The sequence below is a fragment of the Moorella sp. E308F genome, assembly GCF_006538365.1.
Classification (GTDB): Bacteria; Bacillota; DSM-521; order Neomoorellales; family Neomoorellaceae; genus Neomoorella.
This window is the reverse complement of the sequence record NZ_BJKN01000010.1, coordinates 1-533: the sequence shown is the minus strand read 5'-3', so window position 1 is coordinate 533 and position 533 is coordinate 1. Positions and strand designations below refer to the sequence as shown.

General features: G+C 49.2%; 1 pseudogene. It reads left to right on the top strand.

Annotation, left to right across the window (positions count from 1 at the left end):
• A pseudogene (locus E308F_RS15650) lies at positions 1-259 on the top strand (hypothetical protein); the annotation flags it as partial.
• Positions 260-533: the final 274 nt, after the last annotated feature.

Sequence of the window (533 nt, the reverse complement as noted above, 5' to 3'; positions counted from 1 at the left end):
CATTATGGTTGGAACATCCATGTCTGTTAAGCCGGTTGCCGTACCCCTGGCTACTTCCATTGTGGTGGCCGGCCAGAACCTGGGTTCGTTTTTATGCCCGTACATCATAACCCCCATATCGGCTTTAATGAGTTCTGATATCAATATGTTCGCTTTTATAACCGGCGCAATTCTGTTCGGGATAATGGGCATTATCGCACTGATATGGGGCATGGGAAGAAACGCCAGAGAATCAGCACCGGTAAAATTTAGTGCATAAGTTTAAGGTGAAAGAAGCTCAAAGAAGATGTGCTAACAAGGGCCTCACCTGCGATACGGATGGACCCAAGGGTTGGTACCCGGCCGCCTGGCCGTAGGGTGGAGCCCTTAAAAATTGCTGCGCCCCACTAGAGCGCTCCGAGATAAGTAATATATTGCGCTTGACAGCCTGCCCCCGGGAGAATTAAAACTGGTACTTGTACAAGAGTTTTTCAAGGTTCGCGATCCGGGGCTGTTAAAAAGGTAGCCGTTAGGGCTGAAGCAGGAAAAAAGTC